This is a genomic window from Pseudoalteromonas sp. SIMBA_162, assembly GCF_046535955.1.
In the GTDB taxonomy this organism is placed as follows: Bacteria; Pseudomonadota; Gammaproteobacteria; order Enterobacterales; family Alteromonadaceae; genus Pseudoalteromonas; species Pseudoalteromonas marina.
The window spans coordinates 1-277 of record NZ_JAWJBQ010000301.1 but is presented as its reverse complement, the minus strand read 5'-3'; the positions used below and the strand labels follow the sequence as shown (position 1 = coordinate 277).

Sequence of the window (277 nt, the reverse complement as noted above, 5' to 3'; positions counted from 1 at the left end):
CAGGAACAGAGCATGGGAATCCACTACAACAAGGACAACGACGTACTGGATTATCTGGTCGACAAGGATGCGTTGGCGATCAAGGACGGCTTCTGCGCCATTCCGCAGGGCCCGGGGCTGGGCGTCGAGATCGACGAAGCCTTCGTCGAGGAGCGTGCCAAGGTCGGCCATCGCTGGCGCAACCCGCTGTGGACCCACGAAGACGGCTCCGTCGCCGAGTGGTAATGCCGAGCATGCCGCAACGCACACACTGACAACACAGACGCCATGCCAGGAC

At 61.7% G+C, this 277-nt stretch carries 1 pseudogene; it reads left to right on the top strand.

Features of this window, described 5'->3' with window-relative positions:
• Nucleotides 1–225, top strand: a pseudogene (locus tag R0J88_RS19780) (D-galactonate dehydratase); the annotation flags it as partial.
• Nucleotides 226–277 lie beyond the last annotated feature (52 nt).